General features: G+C 71.6%; 1 protein-coding gene. It reads left to right on the top strand.

Annotated features, from left to right (window positions below; all coding sequences use genetic code 11):
* A partial coding sequence (locus tag G7A99_RS24370; RefSeq protein ID WP_163144659.1) for an AMP-binding protein occupies window positions 1-535 on the top strand: 535 nt, incomplete at both ends.

Raw genomic sequence — 535 nt, forward strand, 5'->3', positions numbered from 1 at the left:
CCGGCGAGCTGGCGCCGATCGTGGAAAAGGCGCGGATCACTCACGCCCTGTGCGACATCCGCCTCGCCGACGAGCTGTGCGCCACCGCCGAGACCCACCCGGTGCTCGAGCACTGCGCCTTCTTCGGCGGCGGTCCCGGCACGCTGGACAATGCGCTAGAGGACCAGCCCACGACCTTCGAGGCGTGGGACAGTGCCGCCGACGAGACCTGCCTGATCGCGTTCACCTCGGGGACCACCGGCGCCCCCAAGGGCACCATGCACTTCCACCGGGACATGCTCGCGATCTGCGAGGGCTTCTCCCGGCAGATCCTGCGCCCCGATCCGGACGACCTGTTCACGGGCAGCCCGCCTATCGCCTTCACCTTCGGCCTCGGCGGGCTGGTGCTCTTCCCCCTGCACGCGGGCGCCGCCACCCTGCTGCTGGAGCGCGCCCCGCCCGCGGAACTGCTCGGCCATATCGAGCGCCATCGCGTGAGCGTGGTGTTCACCGCCCCCACGGCCTACCGCGCGATGGCCGCCGAGGCGGGACGCTT

The organism is Arhodomonas sp. KWT, from assembly GCF_010993615.1.